The sequence below is a fragment of the Thiothrix nivea DSM 5205 genome, assembly GCF_000260135.1.
Lineage (GTDB): Bacteria > Pseudomonadota > Gammaproteobacteria > Thiotrichales > Thiotrichaceae > Thiothrix > Thiothrix nivea.
The window spans coordinates 1592924-1613385 of sequence record NZ_JH651384.1 but is presented as its reverse complement, the minus strand read 5'-3'; the positions used below and the strand labels follow the sequence as shown (position 1 = coordinate 1613385).

The 20462-nt window shown below is 54.8% G+C and carries 17 protein-coding genes; 7 read left to right on the top strand and 10 right to left on the bottom strand.

The features are described from left to right. Positions 1 to 2: 2 nt before the first annotated feature. From THINI_RS08195 to THINI_RS08170, 6 genes are all read right to left on the bottom strand, one after another. On the bottom strand, positions 3 to 1790 hold the full coding sequence (locus THINI_RS08195) for an ABC transporter ATP-binding protein (protein ID WP_002708149.1): 1788 nt from the start codon (positions 1788 to 1790) through the stop codon (positions 3 to 5). Next, entirely contained in the window at positions 1787 to 2794 is a 1008-nt protein-coding gene (locus THINI_RS08190) for an NAD-dependent epimerase (RefSeq protein ID WP_002708148.1), read from the bottom strand. The genes THINI_RS08195 and THINI_RS08190 overlap by 4 nt, the downstream gene beginning before the upstream one ends. Next, positions 2794 to 3960 (bottom strand): nucleotide sugar dehydrogenase, encoded by a 1167-nt coding sequence (locus THINI_RS08185; RefSeq protein ID WP_002708147.1) that lies wholly within the window; start codon positions 3958 to 3960, stop codon positions 2794 to 2796. The genes THINI_RS08190 and THINI_RS08185 overlap by 1 nt, the downstream gene beginning before the upstream one ends. Before the next feature lie 295 nt (positions 3961 to 4255). After that, entirely contained in the window at positions 4256 to 4837 is a 582-nt protein-coding gene (locus THINI_RS08180) for a Uma2 family endonuclease (RefSeq protein ID WP_245536594.1), read from the bottom strand. Between the two features lie 74 nt (positions 4838 to 4911). Beyond that, positions 4912 to 6018 (bottom strand): GDP-mannose 4,6-dehydratase, encoded by a 1107-nt coding sequence (gene gmd, locus THINI_RS08175; protein WP_002708145.1) that lies wholly within the window; start codon positions 6016 to 6018, stop codon positions 4912 to 4914. A 533-nt stretch (positions 6019 to 6551) separates the two neighbouring features. Then, complete coding sequence (locus THINI_RS08170) at positions 6552 to 7697, bottom strand: ISAs1 family transposase (protein ID WP_002708144.1); 1146 nt, start codon at positions 7695 to 7697, stop codon at positions 6552 to 6554. 153 nt (positions 7698 to 7850) lie between these two features. On the opposite strand from THINI_RS08170, the gene THINI_RS08165 reads away from it, so the two are divergent. The 4 genes from THINI_RS08165 to THINI_RS25105 are packed head-to-tail and all read left to right on the top strand — an operon-like array spanning position 7851 to position 12444. Beyond that, positions 7851 to 8927: an ABC transporter permease gene (locus THINI_RS08165; RefSeq protein WP_002708143.1), complete on the top strand. Its 1077-nt coding sequence runs from the start codon at positions 7851 to 7853 to the stop codon at positions 8925 to 8927. Further along, entirely contained in the window at positions 8920 to 10110 is a 1191-nt protein-coding gene (locus THINI_RS08160) for an ABC transporter permease (RefSeq protein ID WP_002708142.1), read from the top strand. Before THINI_RS08165 ends, THINI_RS08160 begins: the two co-directional genes overlap by 8 nt. Beyond that, on the top strand, positions 10110 to 11867 hold the full coding sequence (locus THINI_RS08155; RefSeq protein WP_002708141.1) for an ABC transporter ATP-binding protein: 1758 nt from the start codon (positions 10110 to 10112) through the stop codon (positions 11865 to 11867). Before THINI_RS08160 ends, THINI_RS08155 begins: the two co-directional genes overlap by 1 nt. A gap of 52 nt (positions 11868 to 11919) precedes the next feature. Next, a complete protein-coding gene (locus THINI_RS25105) occupies positions 11920 to 12444 on the top strand; it encodes a hypothetical protein (protein ID WP_154724381.1) in 525 nt (174 codons plus the stop codon). Between the two features lie 21 nt (positions 12445 to 12465). On the opposite strand, the gene ftsX is transcribed toward THINI_RS25105, so the two are convergent. From ftsX to THINI_RS08130, 4 genes are all read right to left on the bottom strand, one after another. Next, positions 12466 to 13455, bottom strand: coding sequence for a permease-like cell division protein FtsX (gene ftsX / locus THINI_RS08145; RefSeq protein WP_002708139.1), 990 nt, complete (start codon positions 13453 to 13455; stop codon positions 12466 to 12468). Beyond that, a complete protein-coding gene (ftsE, locus tag THINI_RS08140) occupies positions 13455 to 14102 on the bottom strand; it encodes a cell division ATP-binding protein FtsE (protein WP_002708138.1) in 648 nt (215 codons plus the stop codon). Before ftsE ends, ftsX begins: the two co-directional genes overlap by 1 nt. A gap of 5 nt (positions 14103 to 14107) precedes the next feature. Next, positions 14108 to 15109 (bottom strand): signal recognition particle-docking protein FtsY, encoded by a 1002-nt coding sequence (gene ftsY, locus THINI_RS08135; protein ID WP_002708137.1) that lies wholly within the window; start codon positions 15107 to 15109, stop codon positions 14108 to 14110. A 126-nt stretch (positions 15110 to 15235) separates the two neighbouring features. Further along, positions 15236 to 17029, bottom strand: a complete 1794-nt coding sequence (locus THINI_RS08130; RefSeq protein WP_002708136.1) for an AAA family ATPase — start codon at positions 17027 to 17029, stop codon at positions 15236 to 15238. Positions 17030 to 17144: 115 nt separating this feature from the next. Here THINI_RS08130 and THINI_RS08125 point away from each other — a divergent pair, with 115 nt between their 5' ends. From THINI_RS08125 to rsmD, 3 genes are read left to right on the top strand one after another with little or no spacing between them, the layout of a single operon-like run. Next, the gene (locus THINI_RS08125; protein ID WP_002708135.1) at positions 17145 to 18536 is read left to right on the top strand and encodes a M16 family metallopeptidase; all 1392 of its coding nucleotides are present in this window, start codon (positions 17145 to 17147) and stop codon (positions 18534 to 18536) included. 2 nt (positions 18537 to 18538) lie between these two features. Continuing rightward, positions 18539 to 19855, top strand: coding sequence for a M16 family metallopeptidase (locus tag THINI_RS08120; RefSeq protein WP_002708134.1), 1317 nt, complete (start codon positions 18539 to 18541; stop codon positions 19853 to 19855). Then, positions 19842 to 20405: a 16S rRNA (guanine(966)-N(2))-methyltransferase RsmD gene (gene rsmD, locus THINI_RS08115; protein WP_002708133.1), complete on the top strand. Its 564-nt coding sequence runs from the start codon at positions 19842 to 19844 to the stop codon at positions 20403 to 20405. The genes THINI_RS08120 and rsmD overlap by 14 nt, the downstream gene beginning before the upstream one ends. Positions 20406 to 20462: the final 57 nt, after the last annotated feature.

Genomic DNA, 20462 nt, shown 5'->3' with positions numbered 1-20462 from the left:
TTTTATGCTGATTGATTGACGATTTGATTGAAACTACCAATACGCTTGATATGCCCATCCCCTAACTCCACAATCTGCGTACAGTTTTTCAGGGTTGTCAGCCGGTGCGCAATGATAATAAGTGTGAGGTCATTACTTAGACTTTCAATCGCCTGCATGACAGCCTGTTCTGTTTCGGTATCCAGTGCACTCGTGGCTTCATCGAATACAATAACGTCTGCTTGTTTGTACAGTGCGCGGGCAATGCTAATCCGTTGCCGCTGACCACCGGATAAGCGAATACCGCGTTCACCCACAAAAGTCTGGTATTGTTCAGACCAGCTTTCAATACTCTCAGCGATTTGCGCTTGTTGGGCTGCTAGCCTGACACGCTCATGATTAATTTGTTTTTTGGGAATACCGAAGGCGATGTTTTCAGCCACGGTGCTATCCGCCAAGAAAATACTCTGCGGAACATGAGCGATATGCTGTTGCCAAGCCCTGTGGTTTTCCGCTGTGAGCACTTGACCATCAATAGCCAAAGTTCCTTCCGTAGGCGGTAATAAACCCATAATAATATCAATTAAGGTGCTTTTACCGCTGCCGGTCGCACCAATAAAACCAATACGACTACCTTTGGGAATAGTTAAATTAATATCCCGCAATATCCACGGTGTTGCGCCACTGTAGCGAAACGCTAGTTGCTGAAGCTGAATCTGTTGTTTGAAAGACAGTGCTTCACTGACAGGCTGATTAGCGTGAGCGGGAAGGGGCTGTTCGAGTAAGGCAATAGTGTCTTGTAATGACATCTGACCGCCGCGAATCTGTGACCATGCATTGTAAGCCTGTTGCAGTACAGGTAATAAACGTTGCGCACCCAATGCCAAAGCACCTAACACTGGAATAGCTTTAGCTACTCCATCCACTTGTTGGGCAAGTGAATAGGCCAATAAAGCGATTAACAACATTCCCAAGGCTTCCATACCAAAGCGCGGACTATTGCTGATAAACATATTATTACCTTGGGCGCGGCGTAGCGGTAAATCGGCATTGCGATAAACTTGGCAGTAAGTCGCTTGATTACCATCAATAAGTACGTCACGAATCCCCCCTAAACCTTCCTGTAGCGATTTAATTACTTGAGTGGATTCATGAGCAATACGCTTGCTACCTGCTAATAGACGTTTACGAGTGAGGCGAATAATCAGTGCGTAGATCAAACCAAACCCCCCAAACGCAAGCAGTGCAATCATAGGATTTACCGCTAACAGTGCCACCAAAATGACGATTAACATAATGCTGGAGCTAATTAGTGTTAAGACAGGGACAATGGTCTGATAGATGACTTGGTTGGTTTTAGTTGAGATTCCGGTAATGACTTCACTGCTATTACGCGCACAATGTATAGCATAAGGCTGATACAGTGTACGGCGATAAATGCTAATGCTTAAATCAGCACCTGTCGCAAAAGATATGCGAGTACTCGCCCACAACAGCAGCAAGCGCATTGTTCCTGCAACAATAGCCGCTATCCCGAAAGCAATGGTCAATGGTAACAATAGCTGTTTTGGTTCGTTCAACCCTAATGCATTAATGAGCGGTTGAGCGGCTGCATGTTCAAATACTCGTTCTGGTGCTGTTAACACCCCAAGGAAAGGTAAAACTGCTCCAATGCTGACGATTTCGGCAAAAGAAGCTAGTACCATCAATAGAAGCAATAAGCTAAACTGGTGACGGCGACGTGGGTTGATATGCTTCCAGAGGCGAGCTAGTAACGATTTTATAGATCGCGTCTCAGATTGAATTGTCAATGTATCGCTCCTATATACCACCGCACAAACCGCTCCAGCCCATCCTCCACCTCAGTAGCAGGCTTGAACCCCACATCCGCAATCAACTCATCCACATCCGCATACGTCACCGGCACATCCCCCGGCTGCATCGGCAGATGATTTTCCACCGCCTTCTGCCCCAGTGCCGTTTCCAACGCCGTAATAAACCGTCGCAACGTCACCGGCTGATTATTCCCAATATTATAAATCTTATAAGGCGCTTGCACCGTCGTCGTGTCATTCACCTGCGGTTGAGGAATACGGTCAATAATCCGCACCACACCCTCGATAATATCGTCGATATACGTGAAATCCCGCAGCATATCCCCGTGGTTATACACATCAATCGGCTTGCCCGCCAAAATCGCCTTAGTGAACTTGAAATACGCCATATCCGGTCTGCCCCACGGTCCATACACCGTAAAAAAGCGCAAACCCGTCGTCGGAATATTGAACAAATGGCTGTAAGTATGCGCCATCAACTCATTCGACTTCTTAGTTGCAGCATACAAACTGATCGGATAATCCACCCGGTCAGCAGTGCTGAACGGCTGCTTCACATTCATCCCATACACCGAACTCGACGACGCATACACCAAATGCTTCACCCCACGGTGACGGCAACCTTCCAGCACATTCACAAAGCCCACCACATTAGAATCGACATAAGCATTCGGGTTATCAATCGAATACCGCACCCCCGCCTGCGCCCCCAGATTCACCACCGCATCAAACGCATGACGCTCGAATAACTGCGCCATACCCGCCCGATCTGCCATATCCATCTGGATAAAGGTATAATGTTGGTTTGCCTGCTGCTTCTCCGCGAACTGTTCCAAATCCTGCAAACGCGCACGCTTTAACGCTGGGTCGTAATAATTGTTGAGGTTATCAATTCCCACCACGCTATCGCCACGCACCAATAAAGCCTTGGCAAGGAAAAAGCCGATGAAACCAGCCGAACCTGTGATCAGTACTTTCATTAATCGCTCCCGAACAAATCCCGTGTATAGACTTTAGCTGCCACATCATCCAGTTCAGCCACCATCCGGTTGGCAATAATGACATCGCTCATCTGCTTGAACGCTTCCACATTACGAATCACCGCAGACCGGAAAAAAGTCTCTTCTTCCAGCACCGGCTCATGCACCACCACATCAATCCCCTTGGCCTTGATGCGCTTCATGATCCCCTGGATGGAAGACGCCCGGAAATTATCTGACCCCGCCTTCATGATCAGCCGGTAAATCCCTACCACCCGTGGATTGCGCCGGATAATGTCATCCGCAATAAAATCCTTGCGCGTGCGGTTGGCATCCACAATCGCATTGATCATGTTTTGCGGCACGTCCTGATAATTCGCCAGCAACTGCTTGGTGTCTTTCGGCAGGCAGTAACCGCCATAACCAAACGACGGGTTGTTGTAGTGATTGCCTATCCGTGGATCAAGGCAGACGCCATCAATGATCTGGCGCGTATCCAGCCCATGTGTCAGCGCGTAGGTGTCCAGTTCATTGAAGTAGGCCACCCGCATCGCCAGATAAGTGTTGGCAAACAGCTTGATGGCCTCCGCTTCCGTCGAGTCGGTGAACAGTACCGGCACATCCTTTTTCACCGCACCCTGCACCAGCAATTCCGCAAACGTTTGCGCCCGCTGCGAACGTTCCCCCACCACGATCCGCGAAGGGTAGAGGTTGTCATGCAGCGCCTTGCCTTCACGCAAAAACTCGGGCGAGAAGAGGATGTTGCCGCACCCCAGCTCTTCACGGATGCGTTTGGTATAGCCCACCGGTATGGTCGACTTGATCACCATCACCGCCTGCGGGTTGATGCTCATCACATCCCGGATCACCGACTCAACCGACTGGGTGTTGAAATAGTGGGTCTTGGCGTCGTAATCCGTCGGTGTGGCGATAATGACGAAATCAGCGTTGGCGTAAGCTTCGTGCTTGTCCAGCGTGGCGCGGAAGTTGAGGTCACCGCGTTGCAGGTACTCACTGATTTCCGCATCCACAATGGGCGACTGGCCTGCGTTCAGTTGCGCGACTTTCTCGGGCAAGATGTCCAGCGCCACGACTTCATTATAGGGGGCAAGCAACAAGGCATTGGAAAGACCGACGTAGCCGGTTCCGGCGATAGCTATTTTCATGGGGAAATTACAAGTGTGTATGTTAAAGTGATCAAGTGTGGATTGCCTGTGCTGAAGCTGGCCTTTTAGCGTGACTACCATTGCTTCGAGTGTTGATAGCTCTTGTGTGGTCAAATCCCACAGGATACGGGCGTCAATACCAAGGTTTCCAGCTCCATACCGGCAGTGAATGACCTGATGGCCTGAATGGAATCAAGAATGTCATCAATGTAAAGTGCCGGGTTACCGCTTAGGCATAGATGATGTCTTGCTGGTATGCTTGCTTATCGTGGCAGGTTTACGTCGATAAGATATTTTATCGCGATACGTCCAGCCCGACTTCTTTACGCACCCGCCGATAAATATGCTGTACGGGTACATCCAGTTCCACTGATTCCAACCTGAAAGTGTCATCAGCACGGTACATCTCCCGCTCCCAGGAGGTACGTCGCCGCCATAGGCGCACCAGTGGCACATCCTGCGACACCACCACGTATTCCAGTAGCGTGGGGATGCTGATGTAGTTATCGAACTTTTCTTTTAAGTCAGTGCGTTCGGTGCTATCGGATAACACCTCGACGATCAGAATTGGGTTGGTACGCACATACAAGTCATCCGTATTTTCACCACAAGCCGCCATGGTGTCGGGGTAATAGCTGAATTTCTGCCCTTTATTACGGATAACCACTTTCATGTCTGACTGCCATACGCGGCAACCATCTTTCAGGTTGATTTCAATCTGTGCAAAAAATGAACCTGCAATGGTATTGTGTGTTTCGCTTGCCCCTGCCATTGCGTAAACTAGGCCATCCACATACTCGCTGCGAATCTCAACGTCGCGTTCACCCGCCAGGTAATCTTCAAACGGGATGAGGTCATATTTCTGTGCATGTGCCATGTTTTTGCTTACCTTGTTCTCCTTAGCCATCCGGTAAGGCTAGCAGGACAAGGGCAGGGCTGTAAATGCTGAGGTTAGTGCCGCAAATGGCTCACAAACCCATGCTGTTTAGCCAGCTCATCCCGCTGCACCAAGCGCATGTCTTCCTGCACCATTTCCTGCACTAGTTCAGCAAAAGTAATTCTGGGTTTCCAGCCAAGTTTCTCCCTGGCTTTGCTGGCATCCCCCAGCAAATTACCCACTTCCGTAGGGCGGAAATAGCGCGGGTCAACAGCCACAATGCATTTGCCCGTGGCAGTATCGTAGCCTTTTTCCTCTACTCCTGAGCCTTCCCAGCGCAACGGAATATCCAGTTCCTGGGCTGCAATCTCCAAAAATTCACGCACGCTATGCTGTACCCCGGTTGCCACCACAAAATCTTCGGGCTGTTCCTGTTGCAACATCAGCCATTGCATTTCCACGTAGTCGCGGGCGTGTCCCCAGTCGCGCTTGGCTTCCAGGTTGCCGATGTACAGGCAATCCTGTAAACCCAGCTTGATACGCGCCAGTGCGCGGGTGATCTTGCGGGTGACAAAGGTTTCCCCACGCTTGGGTGACTCATGGTTAAACAGGATGCCATTGCAGGCGTAAATGCCATACGCTTCGCGGTAGTTGACCGTAATCCAGTAAGCATACAGTTTGGCAACGGCATAGGGGCTGCGTGGGTAAAAAGGCGTAGTTTCTTTCTGGGGGCTTTCCTGAACCAGCCCATATAACTCTGAAGTAGAAGCCTGATAAAAACGGGTTTTCTTTTCCAGCCCCAGAATGCGGATAGCTTCCAGCAAGCGTAAAGTCCCCAGTGCGTCAGAGTTTGCAGTATATTCCGGCTCTTCAAAGCTGACGGCAACGTGGCTCTGGGCTGCCAGATTGTAAATTTCATCCGGCTGCACCTGTTGGATAATCCGGATCAGGCTGCTGGTATCCGTCAGGTCGCCATGGTGTAGTATCAGTCGACACCCATCCTCATGAGGATCCAGGTATAAATGGTCAATCCGGTCAGTGTTGAACAGTGATGTGCGTCGTTTGATGCCGTGAACGGTATAGCCTTTCGCCAATAGTAGTTCGGCAAGGTAGGCTCCATCCTGCCCGGTAACACCAGTGATCAGGGCGACTTTATTCAGAGGGGTAGTATCTGGATGCATTCAAAACTCGGCAGGTATAAAAATGTTCCAGACATGCTACCGCCCTACCATGTCAACTGGCAATCTTTAAAAAACAGAAATTAACGGCTGTTCCCCATCCAAACGAGCCCGACGCAGGTATAGGGTTGAAGGAACGTGTGAATGGTGTTACCCACGCACATAAAATTTATTAGAGGTTAAGCCCGGCTTTTCTTGCCCATATCTTGATCTTGTCGGCAAAACTATACCAGTTATCTGTAAATTGTCTACAGCAAAATACAAGATTCATATGGTGTTAATTTTACTTGTTCATATTGCCCAGACACGCTACCGCCCTACCATGTTTTAGTGGTATTCCATGTTCGAGACTGCAATTTGTCATAGGGAATAATCTGCCCCCTGATTTAGGCTCAGCCCCCTTATCAGGTCGATAGACAAAGCTTACTATGAGGTTCTGCTTTCGACTGTGACGCACCTCACATTCAGGCCGCGTTTATTTTTCTATCTGCATCTTGTAGGGTAATCGCATTAAAAATATGTTGTTTTACAATTCACTAAGAATTAGCTTTGGTTGCCCCCGGTCTGCCTGTGACGATTTTTAGCAAGTAGTCTTCATCCCAGCCTGCGTTAAGGCGCTTGTTTTTGACGCCGAGCTTGACGGTTTTCTCGGTCTTGACCAAGTTGAGTGCGATGTGCCGGACAACTGCCATGTTGGCATCACCGTTACCGGAACGCATCCTCTGGTCATCTTCGCGGAAAGCGTAATCCAGTACCCAGTGCAGGTTATTTTCAATACCCCAGTGGGCCCGCACGACCTGCCCCAGCCGCTCCGGATTGGAGGCATCCATGCTGCTGATGAAGCAGCGGGTTTCTTCTGTAGTCTTATCTCTGCATTCACGGATGGCTGTGACAGCGATGATGCTGGTTAGCTTTGGCCAATGGGGATGGTTTTTCTTAAGCCAGCCGATGTCTGAAGTGACCCGCACGATGCGGGTTTCAATCCGCCCATGTCCGCCATCATAAGTGGTATGGCCAATGGGAGGACAAGTGCTGGGCGATTCAAAGAACAGCTTCACATCCTGGTGTAACGTGCCCTGGTTGCCTTTCAGGCTGAGCAGGTAATCGGCCTCCTGATCCACAATCTGCCGGGCAATGGCGGTTTGGCAACCCATCGCGTCCAGCGTCACCACCGCACCGGTAATGTTCAATTGCATCAGCAACTTGGGGATGGCAGTGATTTCATTGGACTTGTCATCCACCCGCTGTTGCCCCAGCACCAACTGGTTCTGAGTCGCCCAGGCGCTGACCATGTAAATGGCGGCTTTGTCGGAGGCGCTGTCCAGGCTGCGGCGCAGGCATTTCCCGTCAATGGCAATGATTTCACCACCACTGAGGCCGGACAGGTCGGCCACCCAGTGGCTGAAACATTCACTGAACTGTTGGGTGTCAATCAGGCTGAAAACCCGGCCAAAGGTGTCGTGGGACGGGATGCCGTATGGCAACCCCAACACCTCGGTAAACCACTTTTCCTTGGCTTTGCCAAACTGTTCGATGGCGGCCCAGTCGTCTGCACCACAAATCACCGCGCACAGGGTAATGAAGAAGATGTCGCTCAGTTTGTGCCGCTTGCGGCGGTCAAGACGTGGGTCAGGGATCGAGGCGAAATGGTCAACAATGGAGGCGGTTGGGCAGCGTTTCATCAGGATACCAAAATCCCCGCAGACAACCCCCAAAAGGGGATTTTGTCAATAGCGTTTTAATGCGATTGCCCTGCTGCATCTTGCCCTCCAACTGGACGCCCTCCCGTCGCTTGTGTAATCTGACCCCTCCACCTCCAGTCAGGAATCCACCCATTGCTAACCTACCTGCTGCGCCGCCTGTTGCTGATGATCCCCACCCTGCTGGGAATCACTGTCGTGGTATTCGCCGTCATGGCCATGTCGCCCGGCGGCATCACCGCGCAGACCCTGGTCGGCGGGGCGAACATGAAGCCGCAGGAAAAGCAGGCGCTGATGGCCTATTACAACAAGCGCTACGGCCTCGACCAGCCAGCCCCCCTCCAGTATTTGCGCTGGCTGAACAACGTTTCCCCCATCGGTTTCACCCAGGATGAAAATGGCAAATACGCCGGTTTTTCCGTCAGCAAAGGCATGGATCTGGGAACCAGCTTCATGTACGGGCGGCCTGTCAGTGAAATCCTGGCCGAACGCATCCCTATCACCCTGTTGCTCAACCTCATTACCATCCCGCTGATTTACGCGATAGCGATTGTGGTTGGGGTGAAGGCCGCTACCGAACGCGGCAAGCGTTTCGATGTGGTGTCGAGCGTGTCGATGCTGGCGCTGTGGTCTATCCCCACCATGCTGGCGGGGGTGCTGTTGCTGGGTTTCTTTGCTAATACGCAATATTTCCAGTGGTTCCCGACGGCGGGGATTTCCAGCCGCGCAGCGCAGGATATGCCATTCCTGCCGCACCTGATCAACGGCGCATGGGTTCCCGGCTACCTGCTTGATCGCCTCTGGCATCTGGTGCTGCCGGTCATTTGTCTGTCCTACGCCGGGTTTGCGGGGCTGGCGAAACTGACCCGTACTTCGGTGCTGGAAAACCTCAATGCCGATTATGCCCGCACTGCCCGCGCTAAGGGCCTGGCGGAACAGGATGTGCTGTGGAAACACGTGTTCCGCAACAGCCTGCTGCCGCTGATTACCGTCTCCGCAGGATTATTGCCGAGCCTGTTGGCCGGTTCCCTGATTGTGGAATACATTTTCAGCATCAACGGCATGGGGCAACTGGCGGTGGAAGCGGTGAAAGGCCGCGACCGTGAACTGGTGCTGTCCATCACCTGGATCAGCGGTTTCCTGACCCTGATTGGCTATTTGATTGCGGATTTCTGTTACACGCTGGCTGATCCGAGGGTGACGTATGACTGAGCATGTGGTGAGCCGTGAAAGCTTTTTCCGCCGCATCATGCGCAAGGCGTGGGGCGGCGTGGGCATCAAGCTGGGTTTTGTCTGGGTGGCGCTGCTGGTGCTGATGGGCGTGTTTGCGCCGTTCCTGGCCAATTCCATGCCCTTGCTGATGAGCAAAAACGGGGAAATTTCTGCACCAGTGCTGGATTACCTGAGCGTGGAGGATGTGGTGGTGCTGGCGCTGTTCGCACTGGCGGTGGTGCTGGCCTGGTTTCCGCTCAGCGGGGGCAGGCGTATCCTGTTGTTTGTGGCTGGAACCGCGCTGGCGGTGGTGCTGACCAATGTGTTGGTCAAGCCGCCGCAGGTGAGGATTTACGATACGTTCCGTACCCCGGCGTATACCGAAGTGGATTGGCGCATCATGCCGCCGGTTCCCTACGCGCCCACTGATTATCTGCGCGACTTTGGTGACACCGGGTTGGAAAAGCCGCTGGCCAGTAAGGCGCTGGGGCAGGGCAGGGTGCACCTGATGGGGACGGAGGAAAACGGCGCGGATGTATTCAGCCGCATGATCCACGCCTCGCGTATTGCCTTGAGCATTGGCCTGATCGCCACCGGGATTGCGATGGTGATCGGGGTAATCCTGGGCGGCTTGATGGGGTATTTTTCCGGCGTGGTCGATATGATTGGGATGCGGCTGGTGGAAATTTTCGAGTCGATCCCGACCTTGTTCCTGTTGCTGACGTTTGTGGCGTTTTTCGGGCGCAGTCTGTACATGATGATGGTGATCATTGGTGTCACCAGTTGGTCGGGGTATGCGCGCTACATCCGTGCCGAATTCCTCAAGCTGCGCAAGCAGGAGTATGTGCAGGCGGCGGTGGCCAGTGGTTTGACCCTGCCGTCGATCCTGTTCCGCCACATGTTGCCCAATGGCGTTGCGCCCTTGCTGGTGGCGGCCAGTTTCGGGGTGGCGTCGGCAATCCTGGCGGAAGCGACCCTGAGCTTCCTCGGCTTGGGGCTGGTGGGCGAGCCGTCCTGGGGGCAGATGCTGGATCAGGCGATCAAGTCCTCCACCTTTAACTGGTGGATGGCGGCGTTTCCCGGCGGGGCTATTTTCCTCACCGTGTTTGCCTACAACCTGATCGGCGAGGCGTTCCGCGACGCCATTGACCCCAAGCTGTCACGTAATGCGGGGGTAAACTGATGAAGAGTAATCAGGGAACCGGAGATGTTGTAGGGGCGGTTCGCGAACCGCCCCTACTGGAAGTCAGGAACCTGCGTACCTACCTCCACACCGGCGGGCGCGTCGTGAAAGCGGTGGAGGATGTCAGTTTCAGCATCCCCAAGGGTGAAACCTTTTGCCTGGTGGGCGAGTCGGGTAGCGGCAAGTCGATTACGGCGCTGTCGGTGATCCGCTTGTTGCCGGAGGGGATTGCTACGCATCCGGGTGGTGAAATCCTGCTGGATGGGCAGGATATGCTCAAGTTGCCGGAAGCTTCCTTGCGCGGCATTCGTGGTTCGCAAATTGCGATGATTTTCCAAGAACCGATGACTTCGCTAAACCCGGTGTTTAGTATCGGCGAACAGATTACCGAAGCCCTGCAATTGCACCATCCGTTGATGAGTGAAGAAGAGGCGGCGGAACGCGCGATACAGGTGCTGGAGCAGGTGCAAATCCCCAAGGCGCGCGAACGTTTCCGCGATTACCCGCACCAGCTATCCGGCGGGCAGCGCCAGCGGGTGATGATTGCGATGGCGCTGGCCTGCGAACCGGCCTTGCTGATTGCCGACGAGCCTACCACGGCGCTGGATGTGACCGTGCAGGCGGAAATCCTGCGCCTGATGCGCCAGTTGCAGGATGACACCGGCATGAGCACGCTGTTCATCACCCACGATTTCGGTGTGGTGGCGCAGATGGCGCAACAGGTCGGGGTCATGCAGCAGGGCAGGCTGGTGGAAGTCGGGCGCACGCAACAGGTATTGCGCAACCCGCAACACGTTTACACGCGGCAGTTGCTGGCGGCAGTGCCGGAGAATTTGGGGAGAAACCCCTCCCCACCCCTCCCCTTATCAGGAGAAGAAACCCCTCCTAACCTCCCCTTATCAGGGGAGGAACAAGAAGCCACGTCACTCTTGGCTCCCTCCCCTGATAAGGGGGGGGGTGGGGAGGGGTTTCTTTTGCAAATCCACGACCTCAACGTCTGGTTCCCGATCCGCAAAGGCATTTTCCGCCGCACGGTCGATCATGTGCGCGCCGTGGATGGCGTTTCCCTCGACATTCCCAAAGGCCGGATTGTGGCGCTGGTAGGCGAATCCGGCTGTGGCAAGACCACGCTGGGCAGGGCGGTGTTGCAACTGGAAAAACCGACTTCTGGCAGTATCCAGCTACACGGGCAGGAGTTGACCGGTTTGTCAGCACGGGAACTGCGCCCGTTGCGCCCGAAAATGCAGATCGCTTTCCAGGATCCGCAATCCTCCCTCAACCCGCGTCTGCTGGTCGAAACCACCCTGACCGAGCCGCTCAAGGCGCACGGCATGGGTGCAAGCCATGAGGAGCGCGTCGAACGCGCCGCCCGGATTCTGGAAGACATGCAGTTGCCGCGCGACACCCTGTGGCGCTACCCGCACGAGTTTTCCGGCGGGCAGCGCCAGCGTATCGGGCTGGCGCGGGCGTTGGTGCTGAACCCTGACTTCATTGTCTGCGATGAAATTACCAGCGCGCTGGATGTGTCGGTGCAAGCTGAAATCCTGCAATTGCTGCTGGAAATCCGCGCGGAACATGACCTGACCCTATTGTTCATTACCCACAATATCGGCGTGGTGGAATACCTCAGCGACCAGACCGTGGTGATGTACAAGGGCAAAATCGTCGAGCAGGGCGAAACCGCACAGGTCTGTGGCAATCCGCAGGACGCCTATACGCAAAAGTTGCTGGCTGCCGTTCCGCGCCTGACGGTTTGACGCCATGCGGCAGGTTTCTGCTGTACAATCGGGAAAAGGGAGGAGTCAAGCCGTGAAACAAGTGCAATGGGTAATGGGTATCGCTGGCATCCTGTCAGCCACATCGTTGAGCGCAGCGACGTTTGGCAATGGTTTGCCGTTCATGAGCGCTAATCCTTTCCAAAGCCCGTTTGGGATGGGGAGTTCGCCGTTTTCCATGTTGAACCCATGGGGTGGCAGCAGCTTACCGCTGCTTGGGGGCGGCTTTTCACCGTTTACAGCTTTCTCACCGCTCTCCGGCATGGGGTCACCTTTTGGTGGCTCGCCTTTCAGCAGCAGGATGGGGTCGCCCTTTGGTGGTTCACCTTGGGGGAGTCTGCCGATGGTTTCTGGTATGGGCAATCCTTTCAGCCTGTCGCCCTACAGCATGTATGGTTTGCCGGGGTATAGCCCTTATGGAATGCCAGCCGCACCAGCGCTTAGCCTTTATGCATCGAACCCGTCTGCCGCTTATGGCATCGCCACGCCATATCCGTATGGGCTACCGGGCATGTCGCCCATGGGGGTGACGCCCATGTTTTACCCACGCTTATATTGAGTCTGTTCCCAACAACTGGCATTACGCCACGCCGTCATCGCTTTGCCACAGGTAGCGCCCGACCGCCAGCCACGAGCCGATGATCCCCAGGATGCTGCTGGCCAGCAGGATTTGTAGCGTCATGAACACATCCACGCCGCTGAGGGTGAAGGTGCTGCCATACAGGTTGGCCAGCTTGGTGACGGGTTCCACCAAGAACAGCAGGGCGACATGCACGATCACCAAGCTGAGTACGCCGCCAAACAGCCCCAGCCAGATGCCGTTGTAGATGAACGGGCGGCGGATATAAGCGTTGGTCGCGCCGATCAGGCGGGTGACGCGGATTTCATCCTTGCGGTTTTCGATGTCGAGGCGGATGGTGTTGCCCACCACCAGCAGCACCGTCAGGCCGAGCAGGATGGAAACCACCAGCACGATACGTTCGGCAATCCGCAGGATGGCGCGCAGCCGTTGCACCCATTCCACGTCGATCTGCACATCGTCGACTTCGGGGTAGGCTTTGAGTTTTTTGGAAAAATTGTCCACGTCCATGTCCAGGTCGTCCAGCAGCCCCAGCTTGGGGGTGATGATCAGCACGTGGGGCAGGGGGTTTTCGTCCAGGGTTTCCAGCGTCTGGGCGAAACCGGTGATCTTGCGGAAATCGGCCATCGCTTCGTCGCGGGTGACGACGCGTACCTTGTCGATTTCAGGCAGTTCCGACAACAGTTCCGCCCGGTCTTTGGCCTGCTGCTCGCTGACCGGCTGTTTCAGGAACAGGGTAATGGTCGGCACTTCGCGCTTGTCGTCGGTCAGCGTCTGCATGTTTTTCAGCAGCAGGTGCAGGCTGGTGGGCAGGGAGAGCGCAATAGCAATCGCCGCCAGCGTGATCCAGGTGGAAACCGGGTTGAACCACAACCGTTCCATGCTGAATTTGATTGCACCCATCTGCTGGTTGAGCCAGGCGCTGAACGGGTGGGCGCTGGAGGAAACGTTGCGCTTGGGGGCGGCTTTCTTGTTGCTGGTGTTGGCCATTATGCTTCCACTTTTTGCAGCACGATGGTGCGCTTTTTCATGCGCTCAACCAAGGCGTGATCGTGGCTGGCGATCATGACAGTAGCGCCGAGTTCGTTGAATTGGGCAAAGGTATACATGATGTCCTGCGCCAGTTCCGGGTCGAGGTTGCCGGTGGGTTCGTCGGCTAGGATGATGGTGGGTTTGTTGACCATGGCGCGGGCGATGCCGACGCGCTGCTTTTCCCCGGCGGAGAGCATCAGCGGGAAGGTTTTTTCACGGCCTGACAGCCCTACCTTGTCGAGCGCGGCTTGCACGCGGCGACGGGTTTCGCCTTGCCCCATGCCAGCGATCCGCAACGGCAGGGCGATGTTGTCGAACACGCTGCGGTCGTACAGCAGATGCGGATCCTGAAAAATGAAGCCGATGCGGCGGCGGTAATTGGGGATGTGGTTTCTGCCCAGGCGGTTCAGCGAACGCCCGCCGATCAGGACATCACCCTTGCTGGGGCGTTCCAGCAGGGCGACCAGTTTCAATAGGGTGCTTTTGCCCGCGCCGGAATGGCCGGTGATGAATACCATTTCCCCGGCTTCCAGGGTGAGGTTGATGTTGTAAAGGGCTAGCTGCCCGGTGGGGTATTTCTTGCTGACCTGCTTGAATTCAATCATGGTGCTCAATTGTCCCCGGCCAGCAGGGCGCTGGTGAATTCGTAGGCATCGAATTCCTGTAGGTCATCAATGCTTTCACCTACGCCGATAAAGCGTACCGGGATTTTCAGTTGTTCTGCGATGGCGAACAGGATGCCGCCTTTGGCAGTGCCGTCCAGCTTGGTGACGGTGATGCCGGTCAGCCCCAGGGCTTCGTTGAACTGCTTGGCTTGCACCAGCGCGTTCTGGCCGATGCTGGCGTCGACGATCAGCATGGTTTCGTGCGGGGCGGAAGGGTCAAATTTCTGGATCACCCGTTTGACCTTTTTCAACTCGTCCATCAGGTTGGTCTGGGTATGTAGGCGTCCGGCAGTATCGGCCAGCAGGATGTCGATCTTGCGCGCCTTGGCGGCTTGCACGGCGTCGTAAATGACCGAGGCGGAATCAGCCCCGCTGCCTTGTGCAATCACCGGGATGTTGTTGCGTTCACCCCAGATGGTGAGTTGTTCCACCGCAGCGGCGCGGAAAGTGTCGCCTGCGGCCAGCATCACCGACTTGCCTTGCTGCTGGAATTTTTTCGCCAGTTTGCCGATGGTAGTGGTCTTGCCCGCGCCGTTGATGCCGACCATCAGCAGCACGAAGGGCTGGTGGGACGTGTCGATTTCCAGCGGTTGGGCGGAGGGGCGCAAGATGCGGTGCATCTTGTTGTAGAGCGCCTGCATCAGGGCGTCCATGTCGTCCAGTTCGGCGCGTTTCACCCGGTTGGCGAGGTCGCCCATGATGGCGCGGGTGGCGTCGATGCCGACATCAGCAGTCAGCAGGCGGGTTTCCAGCTCTTCCAGAACCTCGTCGTCGACCTTTTTCTTGCCCATTACCAAGGTGTCCATGCCCTCGGTGAGGTTATGGCTGGTTTTGGACAGGCCGCGTTTCAGGCGCGCAAACAAACCCTCCGGCTCGGCGGCAGGCTGCGGTGCTGGTGGGACGCCCTGGGCTGTTTCCTGGTTTTTTTTCTTTCCGAATCCAAACATCGTACAATCGACCGCTCAGCTTTGTTATATCGTCAGGTGAAAGAATGCGAAGGATACTACCATTTGCCGCGCAAAACCGTAATACCAAAACAATTTTAGCGGTTTCCGGGTAGTTTGCCGGGTTTTTTATGCTGACAACACTTGCCAAACCACCCGTTCAAAACCAAGCGCAACCACCGCCAGGCACTCCAACCGTTCCGGTTGCTGGTATTTTTTCTCCAGCACCGGGCGGTACTGCCGCAATTGTGACAGTGCATCCCGTAATGCCTGTTGCACCTGTGGCATAGCCTCCAGTTCTGCCCTGCTTTTCCCGCGTAACTGCTCACCCGTCAGTTTCAATTCATCCAGCTTGAGGTATTTGAATTCAAAAATGAAATCCTTCAGCGTGGCGTAATGGCGCATACTGGGGCGGATGACCATCACCAGATCGGAATAACGCCGTTGCAGCGCGGTTTCCGAATCCATGATGTACCAGATGTCATTGAACAGCAGCGTCAGGAAGGCAGTCTTGACTGTCAGTTCATTGCTCCAGCAGTAATCGCGGTTGCTGAAGACGGCGAAGTATTTTTGCTCCATGAAATCCGCCAGCGGCTGCAAATCGGCGGTCTGGTAAAATTGTTCCGCCAGCTTTTCCGCCAACTGGTCATCCTGCGGGCGGGGCAGGGCATGGCGTTTCAGGCGCTCGACATACAATGCGCGGATAACCAGATTCGGTACGCCCAGAACCAGATTGCCCAAACCGCTAATGGCGTGGATTGTTAATATGCCGAAAAAGTACATCAGCGAGAGAAGGTAACGGCTGTCCTGTTGTACTTCGCGCAATTTTTCCACCCCAAACTGGATTTCCAATGCCTGTACGCTGACGGGGTGTTCGTCATCCATGATCTGCTCAATGACGCAATGTCCGTTGGGCAGCGCGGTAATATAACGCATACGTCCCGCATCCATCGCCAGATTTCCATCCAGTATCTGGCGCGGCGGTTCGGATTCCAGCTGGTAATGACGCAGGAAATACAAACAGAGGGTAGGGTTATACACCAGTGGGTGTTCGGTTCGGTGGCAAAAACGGTAACCATTGTAAAACTGCCGTAGGGTTTCCAGCATGTTGGTCTGCTCGGTAGTATCCTGCCCACATTCGGTTAGCACTTGCCTTGTCAGCGGGATCAGTTCTTCCTGGGTTAGCCCACACAGTTCGTTGAAGCGCGGTTCAAGGTAAATGCTGGTGGCGACGTTATAACCGCTGGTCATGTCACTCAACACGACCGGGGAAACGCCGGTAATAAACACCCGCGCAATTTTCCCTTCGGAGGCACTGGCCTTGACGATCTTGAACAATGTCTTGAGGATGCCTTCGCCTTCCAGCAAATTGCGGTAACGGCGTTCGTCGGAAGCATCCTGCATGAGCACGTCATTGGCGAAATTGTCGTATTCGTCGATCAGCAGATAAACAGGGTAGCCGCTGTCTTGAGCCATATTCAGCAGTGACTGGAAGGAGCCTAGCGCATCGGTGCCATTCACTTTCACTGGATGATTGAGCAGTGATTTATAGCGCAACGAAAATTCCTGGATGGCGATGTTGAGGTGCACAAACAGGCTGCTTTTAATCTGCTCAATATCACCTTGCGCCGACACCTTGGAGAAATCCCAGCGCAGGATCAGGTACTGGTTGTGTTCTGCCGTAGGTTGCTGCCCAATCGCCAAATCCCCAAACAGCAGTGAAAATGCGTCCGTGGTGCGGACATCGTAATAATTTGCCAGCATCGACAGCAGCAGCGATTTGCCAAAGCGGCGAGGGCGCAGGAAGAGTAGTTGCCTGCCCGCATCTTCCAGCAAGGGGATAAAGGCACTGCGGTCAACATACAGGTAGCCCTCCTTGCGGATGAGGTGAAAATCACTGATGCCGTAGGGAAACTTGATCATTTGTTTGCAATCCACGATCCTGATGCGCCTACTTTAGCACAGAAACAATGCCCCTCCCGAACCCAAACGTCGTACAATCGGGCGCTGTGCCTCGTTATGCCATCAGGTGAAAGTAATGAATATCAAAACACTATTAGCGGTTTCCGCACTGCTGGCGAGTTTTGCGATGTCGCCTGTCCACGCCATCGAGCGCCTCGACCAGAAAGTACCCGTCCACGAATACAAGCTGGATAACGGCCTGAAAGTGCTGGTCAAGCAGGACAAACGCGCGCCCATTGCGGTGGTGCAGTTATGGTACAAAGTCGGCTCCAGCTACGAGCAGAACGGCCTGACGGGCGTATCGCATGTGGTCGAACACATGATGTTCAAGGGTACGGAAAAGCACCCGACCGGCGAATTCAACCGCATTATTGCCGAAAACGGTGCGCAGGATAACGCCTTCACCGGCCAGGATTACACCGCCTATTACCAGATCATCGCCGCCGACCGGCTGGAAGTCGCGTTTGAACTGGAATCCGACCGGGTGCGCAACCTCACCCTGCCACCCGCCGAGTTCAAAAAAGAAGTCGAGGTCGTGAAAGAGGAGCGTCGCTGGCGCACCGAAGACAAGCCGACTGCGCTGACCCGTGAGCAGTTCGAGGCCGTCGCTTTCCTCAACAGCCCTTACAAGAACCCGGTGATTGGTTGGATGCCAGATCTGGATGCAATGAAGGTGGAAGACCTGCGTGCCTGGTATGAGCGCTGGTACGCGCCCAACAACGCCACCCTGATTGTCGTTGGCGATGTCGAGCCTGACAAGGTGTTTGAACTGGCGCAAAAATATTACGGCCCGCTCAAGCCCACCGACAACATTCCACCCCCCAAACCGCAGACTGAGGTGGAACAAAAAGGGCTGCGTACCCTCAAGGTCAAGGCTCCGGCGGAATTGCCCTACGTGATGATGGGCTTCAAAACGCCCGCGCTGATCAACGCCAAAGACAAATGGGAGCCGTATGCGCTGGAAGTGTTGGCCAGCATCCTCGATGGTGGCAGCAGTTCGCGCTTTGCCCGGGAATTGGTGCGCGGCAAGGAAATCGCTGCCGACGCCAACGCCTGGTACAGTGGTTATGGCCGCTTGCCGGACATGTTCACCATCACCGGTACGCCTGCCAAAGACCAGAAGCTGGAAACCCTGAAAGCTGCCCTGTTGGAACAGGTGGAAGCCGTCAAAAGCGCGCCGGTTTCCGCCGCTGAACTGGAACGTGTCAAAGCGCAGGTCATCGCCAGCGAAATTTACGAGCGTGACTTCCAGCAAAACCAGGCCAACTTGCTGGGTTCGCTGGAAACCGTTGGGTTGGGCTACCAGGTGGCGGATGCCTACGTCGACAACATCCTGGCGGTGACGGCGGAGCAGGTGCAGGACGTGGCGAAAAAATACCTGATCGAAGATCACCTGACCATCGCGGAACTCGACCCGCAACCGATCGACCCGAACAAGCCGAAAAATGAACCAAGATTTGCGAGATAAGCATGTTGAAAACACTGTTAGCCATGCCGCTGGTATTGTGGGTGCTGTTGTTTGCGCCATTTGCCCACGCAGGCCCCAAAATCGAACACTGGACAACCAGTAACGGCCTGCGCGTTTACTACGTTAGCGCACCTGACCTGCCGATGGTGGATTTACGCCTGATCTTTGACGCGGGCAGCGCCCGTGATAGCGGTAAGCAGGGGCTGGCGCTGATCACCAACAGTATGCTGGACAAGGGCGCGGATGGCCTGAGCGAAGACCAGCTTGCCGAACAGTTTGACGCTATTGGTGCGCAATTTTCATCCGACGCCAGCATGGACATGGGCTGGACTGGGTTACGCACCATTACGTTGGAAAAAGAGCAGAAAACCGCGCTGGATACCTGGCTGAAAATACTGGCCAAGCCTGATTTCCCGCAAGCCGCATTCGAGCGCGTGCAAAAACTGATGCTGGTGGGTTTGCAAGCTGAAAAACAGGATCCGGAAGCGTTGGCCAGCAAAGCGTTCTATCAGGCGGTCTACGGCGACCATCCTTACGGGCAGCCGCAGAATGGCACGGAAGCAAGCCTTCAGGCGCTGACAGTGGCTGACCTGAAAGCTTTTTACCAGCAATATTACGTGGCGAAAAACGGTTTGCTGGCGATTGTCGGCGCGGTTGGTCGTCAGCAGGCGGAAGCCCTGGCTGAGCAAGTGGCCGCCGTGCTGCCGGAAGGCATCGCCGCGCCCGCTATTCCGGAGGTCAAGCCGCTGGCGGAAGCCAAGACTGTGCGCATCCCTTACCCTTCCGCCCAATCGCATATCCTGGTTGGGCAGGTCGGCGACAAGCGCGGCGATGAAGATTATTTCACTCTCTACATGGGCAACCAGGTGTTAGGCGGTAGCGGCTTCACGTCCCGCCTGATGAAAGAAGTGCGTGACGCACGCGGCCTCAGCTACAGCGTGTACAGCTATTTCGCCCCGTATGCGCAACTCGGCGTGTTTGAGGTTGGCTTGCAAACCAAACAGACACAGACCGGCGAAGCCTTGCAGGTAGTGCGCGATGTGTTGGGCAAGTTCCAGCAGGAGGGGCCAACGGCGGAAGAGCTGGATGCTTCCAAGAAGGATGTGACCGGTGGTTTCCCGCTGCGTACTGCCAGCAACAGCCAGATTGTCGAGTATCTGGGGGTAATCGGTTTCTACAACCTGCCGCTGGATTATCTGGATGCCTTTACCGGCAAGATCAATGCGCTGACCCGCGAGCAGATTGCTGATGCCTTCACCCGCAGGATGCAGCCGGACAAGATGGTGACGGTGATCGTCGGGGAAGATGAAAAAAAATAACCTGTTACGTATCATTGGCGGGGAATGGCGCAGCCGCCGTTTGAAATTCGCCGACGCCCCTGGCTTGCGCCCCACGCCTGACCGGGTGCGGGAAACCCTGTTCAACTGGTTGCAGGTACAGGTTCCCTGCAGCCGCTGCCTTGACCTGTTTGCCGGTAGTGGCGCAATCGGTTTTGAAGCTTTGTCGCGCGGCGCACAGGAGGTGGTGATGGTGGAAAAACATCCTGCCGCCGTCGCCGCCTTGCGGGAAAACATTGCCCTGCTGGGGGCGCAGAATGCCGTGTTGGTGCATGATGATGCTTTCCGTTACCTGCAACGGGCAACGGGGGCGTTTGACCTGATCTTTCTTGACCCCCCGTTCCACAAAAATCTGCTGGAGCCGCTGCTGGAGGCCATTTTTGCCCGTGGGCTACTGAGCCGTGACGGGATGGTTTATCTGGAGCAGGAAGCCGAGGCCAGCATAGATTTTGCCCGCTTCAACCTGCAAACCCATCGTTCTACACAGGCGGGGCAGGCGCGGGGATTGCTGATTTTTGTCAATAATCTGTAATTTCAATTCAGCAAACATTCAGCTTTTAGTCTAGTATCATTTGAGAGTGTTGTGAGT

Bases quoted from the DNA above. Each gene is read 5' to 3' on its own strand.
- THINI_RS08170 (WP_002708144.1), bottom strand. From the start codon at position 7,697: ATGAAACGCTGCCCAACCGCCTCCATTGTTGACCATTTCGCCTCGATC.
- THINI_RS08120 (WP_002708134.1), top strand. From the start codon at position 18,539: ATGTTGAAAACACTGTTAGCCATGCCGCTGGTATTGTGGGTGCTGTTG.
- THINI_RS08155 (WP_002708141.1), top strand. From the start codon at position 10,110: ATGAAGAGTAATCAGGGAACCGGAGATGTTGTAGGGGCGGTTCGCGAA.
- THINI_RS08160 (WP_002708142.1), top strand. From the start codon at position 8,920: ATGACTGAGCATGTGGTGAGCCGTGAAAGCTTTTTCCGCCGCATCATG.
- THINI_RS08130 (WP_002708136.1), bottom strand. From the start codon at position 17,029: ATGATCAAGTTTCCCTACGGCATCAGTGATTTTCACCTCATCCGCAAG.
- ftsE (WP_002708138.1), bottom strand. From the start codon at position 14,102: ATGATTGAATTCAAGCAGGTCAGCAAGAAATACCCCACCGGGCAGCTA.
- ftsX (WP_002708139.1), bottom strand. From the start codon at position 13,455: ATGGCCAACACCAGCAACAAGAAAGCCGCCCCCAAGCGCAACGTTTCC.
- THINI_RS08190 (WP_002708148.1), bottom strand. From the start codon at position 2,794: ATGAAAGTACTGATCACAGGTTCGGCTGGTTTCATCGGCTTTTTCCTT.
- ftsY (WP_002708137.1), bottom strand. From the start codon at position 15,109: ATGTTTGGATTCGGAAAGAAAAAAAACCAGGAAACAGCCCAGGGCGTC.
- gmd (WP_002708145.1), bottom strand. From the start codon at position 6,018: ATGCATCCAGATACTACCCCTCTGAATAAAGTCGCCCTGATCACTGGT.
- THINI_RS08125 (WP_002708135.1), top strand. From the start codon at position 17,145: ATGAATATCAAAACACTATTAGCGGTTTCCGCACTGCTGGCGAGTTTT.
- rsmD (WP_002708133.1), top strand. From the start codon at position 19,842: ATGAAAAAAAATAACCTGTTACGTATCATTGGCGGGGAATGGCGCAGC.
- THINI_RS08185 (WP_002708147.1), bottom strand. From the start codon at position 3,960: ATGAAAATAGCTATCGCCGGAACCGGCTACGTCGGTCTTTCCAATGCC.
- THINI_RS08180 (WP_245536594.1), bottom strand. From the start codon at position 4,837: ATGGCACATGCACAGAAATATGACCTCATCCCGTTTGAAGATTACCTG.